This window comes from Acinetobacter sp. GFQ9D191M, assembly GCF_011174875.1.
Lineage (GTDB): Bacteria > Pseudomonadota > Gammaproteobacteria > Pseudomonadales > Moraxellaceae > Acinetobacter.
The window spans coordinates 57,689-64,443 of record NZ_JAALGV010000028.1 but is presented as its reverse complement, the minus strand read 5'-3'; the positions used below and the strand labels follow the sequence as shown (position 1 = coordinate 64,443).

At 45.2% G+C, this 6,755-nt stretch carries 5 protein-coding genes; 2 read left to right on the top strand and 3 right to left on the bottom strand.

Annotation, left to right across the window (positions count from 1 at the left end; translation table 11 throughout):
• Nucleotides 1–62: 62 nt before the first annotated feature.
• The 3 genes from G5T77_RS05835 to G5T77_RS05825 form a co-directional block, all read right to left on the bottom strand.
• Nucleotides 63–1,049: a malate dehydrogenase gene (locus G5T77_RS05835; RefSeq protein ID WP_004786815.1), complete on the bottom strand. Its 987-nt coding sequence runs from the start codon at nt 1,047–1,049 to the stop codon at nt 63–65.
• 172 nt (nt 1,050–1,221) lie between these two features.
• Entirely contained in the window at nt 1,222–1,860 is a 639-nt protein-coding gene (locus tag G5T77_RS05830; RefSeq protein WP_171521875.1) for a ribonuclease I, read from the bottom strand.
• A 34-nt stretch (nt 1,861–1,894) separates the two neighbouring features.
• Nucleotides 1,895–3,778 (bottom strand): lytic transglycosylase domain-containing protein, encoded by a 1,884-nt coding sequence (locus tag G5T77_RS05825; protein ID WP_240904201.1) that lies wholly within the window; start codon nt 3,776–3,778, stop codon nt 1,895–1,897.
• Between the two features lie 385 nt (nt 3,779–4,163).
• Between G5T77_RS05825 and miaB the strand changes: the two genes are divergently transcribed.
• Complete coding sequence (miaB, locus tag G5T77_RS05820; RefSeq protein ID WP_166135603.1) at nt 4,164–5,621, top strand: tRNA (N6-isopentenyl adenosine(37)-C2)-methylthiotransferase MiaB; 1,458 nt, start codon at nt 4,164–4,166, stop codon at nt 5,619–5,621.
• A gap of 38 nt (nt 5,622–5,659) precedes the next feature.
• Nucleotides 5,660–6,736: a PhoH family protein gene (locus G5T77_RS05815; RefSeq protein ID WP_004786823.1), complete on the top strand. Its 1,077-nt coding sequence runs from the start codon at nt 5,660–5,662 to the stop codon at nt 6,734–6,736.
• The last annotated feature ends 19 nt before the right edge of the window (nt 6,737–6,755 follow it).

Here is a 6,755-nt window from a genome sequence, read left to right as displayed (position 1 = left end):
CTTAACTGACTGGCATTACCCCAAATGGAGTGCTTTTTTTAACTTAATCTTAAAAGATTAAATTATTTGATCATGTCAGCAACTGCAGCGCGCTCTTCTTCAAGCTCGTTCAGTGTAACGTTGATACGTTCACGGCTGAATTCGTCGATTTCAAGACCTTGAACGATTTTGTATTCACCATTTTCAGTAGTTACAGGGAAACCGAACATTACGCCTTCAGGGATACCATAAGAACCGTCAGAAGGAATACCCATAGTTACCCATTTGCCGTTTGTGCCAAGAGCCCAATCGCGCATATGGTCGATTGCAGCGTTTGCAGCAGAAGCAGCAGAAGACAAACCACGTGCTTCGATGATCGCAGCACCCCGTTTACCAACAGTTGGAAGGAATACGTCTTTGTTCCAAGCTGCATCGTTGATTTTGTCTTTCAAGCTTTCGCCGTTTACGTTCGCAAAACGGTAGTCAGCATACATTGTTGGAGAGTGGTTACCCCAAACAGTCATGTTTTCGATGTCAGAAACTGCAACACCCGCTTTTTGAGCAAGTTGAGTTAACGCACGGTTGTGGTCAAGACGCAACATTGCTGTGAAGTTTTTCGCTGGAAGATCTGGAGCAGATTTCATTGCGATGTAAGCGTTAGTGTTAGCAGGGTTACCTACAACAAGAACTTTAACATCACGGCTAGCAACTTCGTTCAGTGCTTGGCCTTGACCAATGAAGATTTCGCCATTTACTTTAAGCAGGTCAGCACGTTCCATACCAGGACCACGTGGACGTGAACCAACTAATAGAGCATAGTCTGCATCTTTGAAAGCTACTTTAGGATCATCAGTACCGATCATGCCCGCCAATAATGGGAAAGCACAGTCGTCTAGTTCCATCATTACGCCTTTAAGCGCTTGCTGAGCTTTCTCAACAGGAATTTCTAATAATTGAAGAATAACTGGTTGGTCTTTACCAAGCATTTCACCGCTTGCGATACGGAATAATAGGCTGTAACCAATTTGACCAGCAGCGCCAGTAACGGCAACGCGAACAGGTTGCTTCATGTAATTATCTCCAATTGAGAGGATCGTCATAATGATTAAATAGCTGTTCTATCTAATCTTAATAATCATAAACGGCAAAGATTGTACTCCAATCCTCTTCGAGATGCATGTAAAAGAGAATGGATTTCAACAAAAGTATGATAGGAAATATAAATTAATTTGGCTAAAAAGCTTAGTATGTCCCTTTTATTGTGACAGTTTTTGGGCATGTATTAATAATGTTTGAAGGACAGCCTTTATAGCCGCCATTGGCGTTGTAGCAGACCTGAATCGACGTCAGCAGACTGGATGCGCGGGTCTGATGGCAGTTAAAACGCAATGCTGTTGAAGGCAGTTGCGGATTGATTTTCAGAAATTTGGAACGCAGCATATCAATGGAAACGGTATGGCTTTCCTGCTCGGTAAGTTCTTCTGGAACTTTCAGACGATCAGCATGATTGATCACCGTACGAAAATACTGCGTGGCATTCATCGGAATACAGCCGCCAATATTATGCCAGAGCAATGCGCGGGTATTTTCATCCGGCATGATACGGGCCACCACTTTAGCCTGCAAAGGCGGTAACTTCGCAGAACTGGTAGTAGTGCAATGTGTTGATGTGGTTTGAGGATAGAGACCGGAAATATTTAGGGAATAACCTTCAAGACATTTTCTTTTTTTACTGTAGGCCGGATCCAGACTGCAAAGTGCCGGTACCATCTGGATGTCCATGACATAACCCGTTGGCAGTGCAAAGGCAGCTGGACTTGCTGCTAAAAATAAAAGCGCAGCCCATCCAGCAGAAATTTGAGCACCCCTTATTCCCTTGATCAACAAACTATCCTTCCCTTAGATTTTTTGAATGCTATGGTGTATTACGTAACGGAATGGCTTGCATACGCTTACCGACCGATTGTGCGCCCTGTCCCAATAAAATACCGTAATATGTCGCGTTCGTCATGACATGTTTCACATAATCTCGCGTTTCCAGTAAAGGAATGGTTTCGGTATATTGATCCGCAGCAATACTTTGGAATTCGGGTTGCCAACGGCGGGCACGGTTCGGGCCGGCATTATAACCTGCTGTAGCCAGTACTGGACTATTGCTCAATTGACGCTGAATTGTTGATAAATAGTAAGTTCCGTAACGGATATTGGTGTTCATATCAGTTAAGGCTGCCGGGTTATAGGCTTCACCCATTTGACGAGCGACCAGTTTGGCGGTGTCCGGCATGATCTGCATCAAACCGCCTGCACCCACATGAGAGCGTGCGCCGGTATTAAACCGGCTTTCCTGACGCATCAAACCATAAGCCCAGGCAGCATCAATGCCGGCATTACGGCTATGGCTCACGACATAATTCTGATGTGGCATCGGATAACGATAGTTGTAATTATGCTTGTCCGCAGTACGATCTGCTGCATAAATGGCACGGTCATACCAGCCCATATCCATCGCACGTTTGGCTGCTGCCAACAGTAAATCGTCATCTTTTCTTAAATAAGCCTGACGAACTGCCCAGTTCCATTCACGGTTAATATAATTTTCTGGCGCATTAATATTACGCAAGGCAAAAGCACGGCGGAAATGAATATCCTGATTCAGACGTTGCATGGCCTGACTGGATGGCTGTGCCGAGTTCGGTGTAGAAGCCGTTAACTGGCCTAATCTATCCCGTGCTAGCAGGTTATGATAATCCTCGCCGACTGCCAGTTTTTTATAGATACTTTCTGCTGCCTGTTTTGAAGCGCGATCTGTGCGCTGTTCACTGGCACGTGCCAGCCAGTATTGCCAGCGGTCTTCCTGTTTCTGGTTCACGCTCATGGCATCAATGGCACGAATCAGACTTTCCCAGGCACTAAAACGAATCGCCTGACGGGCATAAATTTCGGCTTCTTCCGGACTAAATGGCAAACCATAACTGGCATCCAGATAGTTCAGCACTTCACGGTTGAAGTTATTTTTCATTACCGTAGTGCCGCCGATATAACCCACAGTTCTGAATAGTGTTTTTTGTACTTGTACCGGTGTGCCTTCAGCAGTACGTTTTACAATGGACATTGCTGAATCAAGATCGCTATCTGCCAGACGCCCCAACGCATAAATCAGATAGGCATGATCAGCGGCAGTACTTTTAGGGGCTGACCATAAATAATTGGTTGGATTGGCCTGAATCGTATTGAGCTGAGCCAGAGACAGGTTAAGCCCTAAACCTTGTGCAGTGGCAATAGCCTGTCCAGACTGACCAGCACGTAATTGCACCCACAAACGCTGCTGGCGGTCTTCATTGGTCATAAGCGGACTGGATAACATCATGCGTCCCAAGCCTGTACAAGACTCAGGTTGAGAATTGGTGGTTAGCCAAACATCCTTAAACTCAGCATAAACCAGCTGATCGCCACTTTTGGCACGGACTTGTGCAACTGCACAGGCTTCAGCCGGATCGGCATTGGTGACATATTGCAGAACTGGTTGCGCAGTAGAAAAGTCAGCCATTTTGACTTTTTCTTCGACATAATCGGCTGCGAGTTTTTCTGCCATAGCCGACTGAGGATAACGTTGGGCGAAACTGATAATTTGACTGGCAGGTTGTGAGCCAAGATTCTGGTTCAGAATCCAGTATTCAGGATAATAGCCCAAGACATCATTTTGCATGGCAGACTGATATTGTTCTAATTGTCCGATATTTCCAGCATTTGCCGCGCGTAAGGCATCATTAAATTGTTCTTCTGCTGCCTGCACACTCATTGAACAGAGACACGCCACACTCAAGCTTAGTAATTTATAATATTTCTTCATATTTTTAGTGTGTTTAAACATCAATTTGCCTTCTATCATCGAGTTTTCGCCCAGCCCCTGTTGCCTATCATAAGAGTTAGCCGGAAAATTATAACCCACTGTATTGTTCACTTATGTAACCTTATGATTAGACAATATTAATTTTCAGACACTTTTTGTCCATAAATCAATATTTTCCCAGCCGCATTTTAGGCTATAAGTTTAAGCGACTTTCCTGCTAAAATATGCGCCTTTTAAAGATTTCAGAACGTGAATTGAATTTTTATTTACCCGTTTGCCTATGCAAACAGGTTATTCGTTCACTCTTTCGACGTATTACCTTGTAGGAGCCTACATGACGGTTCAAACCTTCATTCCGAATGGTGCCCCAGCTGCCTCAGAAAACACTGTCACCCAGCCAGCGCACACCCCAGCCATCGATGGTTCAGTTAAAAAACTGTATATCGAAACGCAAGGGTGTCAGATGAATGAGTATGACAGTCACCGTATGGCAGATCTGCTGGGCGATTCCCACGGCTATGTGCTGACCACCGATCCTAAAGAAGCGGATATTCTGCTGATGAATACCTGCTCGATCCGTGAAAAGGCACAAGAAAAAGTATTCTCAGAATTGGGCCGCTGGCGCAAGCTGAAAGAAAAAAATCCTGACCTGATTATTGGTGTCGGCGGATGTGTGGCCTCTCAGGAAGGTGACAATATCCAGAAACGTGCCAATTATGTGGACATGATTTTTGGTCCGCAAACCTTGCACCGTTTACCGCAAATGCTGGACCAGCATTTTGAGCAGGTCGAAAAACCGAAAAAAGAAAAAATTAAACTGGTCGATATTTCGTTCCCGGACATCGAAAAATTTGACTTCCTGCCTGAACCGCGTGTTGAAGGTTATAAGGCCTTTGTTTCGATCATGGAAGGCTGCTCAAAATACTGTTCATTCTGTGTAGTTCCATATACACGTGGCGAAGAAGTATCTCGCCCGCTGGATGACGTTCTGGCTGAAATTGCTGGCTTAGCAGAAAAAGGTGTGCGTGAAATTTCCCTGCTCGGTCAGAACGTGAATGGTTATCGCGGTGAGACCTTTGACGGAAAAATCTGTACTTTTGCCGATCTGTTACGTTTGGTTGCAGAAATTCCAGGTATTGGCCGTATTCGTTATACCACTTCGCATCCACTGGAATTCAATGATGATTTGATCCTGTGCTACCGTGACCTGCCACAGATGGTGTCACATCTGCATTTACCGGTACAAAGCGGTTCCAATGATGTATTGCAGGCGATGAAACGTAACCACACCATTGATGTGTATATCGAGAAAATCGAAAAGTTACGTAAAGTTCGCCCAGACATGCATTTATCTTCAGACTTTATTATCGGCTTCCCGGGCGAAACCGATGAGAACTTCGAAGAAACCTATCAGTTTATTCAGGATCTGGATTTCGATCACTCTTATAGTTTTGTTTATTCAAAACGTCCGGGCACCCCTGCTGCAGAGCTGGAAGATACAACACCTGAACAGGTGAAAAAAGAGCGTCTGGCCAAAGTTCAGGAGTGGATTAAACAGTCGAGTATTCGTAAAACAGATGCTATGCTCGGTACAGTCCAGCGCGTACTGGTTGAGAAAGTTTCTGATAAAGATCCGAATGTTCTGGTGGGTACAGCAGACAATACCCGTTATGTCACCTTTATTGGTGATGCATCGTGGGTAGGACGCTTTGCAGAGATCGAAATCACCGAAATTAAAACTTTAAATTTAGTTTACGGTGAGCTCTTGAATCTTGAGCCTGACGTGGCGTAATGTAGAGCATATAACGTACACTTCTAAAAGGAACACTCTTGACTGCAACGATTCGACGTACAGTAGCTTTTCCTGGAATTTCGATGGACCGTTTACAAGCCGTCTTAGGTGCCTATAACGGTCATTTGAAACAAATTGAACAACGTTTAGACGTCAAAATTTCCCACCGAGGTGAAAGTTTCTTTATCGATGGTGGAATCGATGCCGTTGAGAGAGCCGAAATGCTCTTGCAACGTCTTCATGAAGAATCTGAACACAGCCAGCAGATCAGTGCAGATACTTTGCATATGATGATTCAAGGTAGCCAGACCGATCGTGAACTCCAGGAGAACCTGGAAGAACAGGAACATACCGGTCTGGATAATGTCTGGCTGCAAACGCGCAAAGGCCGGATCAATCCTCGCGGTGCCAACCAGAAACGTTATGTACAGCGTATTCTGCAAAGTGATATTTCCTTTGGTATTGGCCCTGCGGGTACCGGTAAAACCTATCTCGCCGTTGCAGCCGCTGTAGATATGCTGGAGCGTAATGAAATCCAGCGTATCTTACTGGTTCGTCCTGCAGTTGAAGCGGGTGAAAAACTTGGATTTCTGCCGGGGGATTTAACCCAGAAGATCGATCCGTATTTGCGTCCCCTTTATGATGCCTTGTATGAGATGCTTGGTTTCGAAAAAGTGGCCAAGCTGATCGAACGTCAGATTATTGAAGTTGCACCGCTTGCCTATATGCGTGGTCGTACCCTGAATCATTCTTTTGTGATTCTGGACGAAGCCCAGAACACTACACCTGAACAGATGAAGATGTTCCTGACCCGTTTAGGTTTCGGTTCACGTGCAGTGATTACTGGTGACGTGACTCAGGTGGATTTACCACGAGGTCAGCAGTCTGGTCTGGCACATGCCTTACGTGTGATTGATAAAATCCCTGAAATTCATATTACCCGTTTCCATTCTCGTGACGTCGTGCGTCACCAGCTGGTTCAGAAAATTGTTGAAGCCTACGAAGGCTGGGACAGTGAACAGCAGCGTTTAAGCGCTGAGGCTCGTGCTGAGCGTAAAGCCCGTCAGGAAGCCTTGATAGCTGAAAATGATGCTGCGGCTGATGCACAGCATTAAAGCTGCATTGTTATTTAAT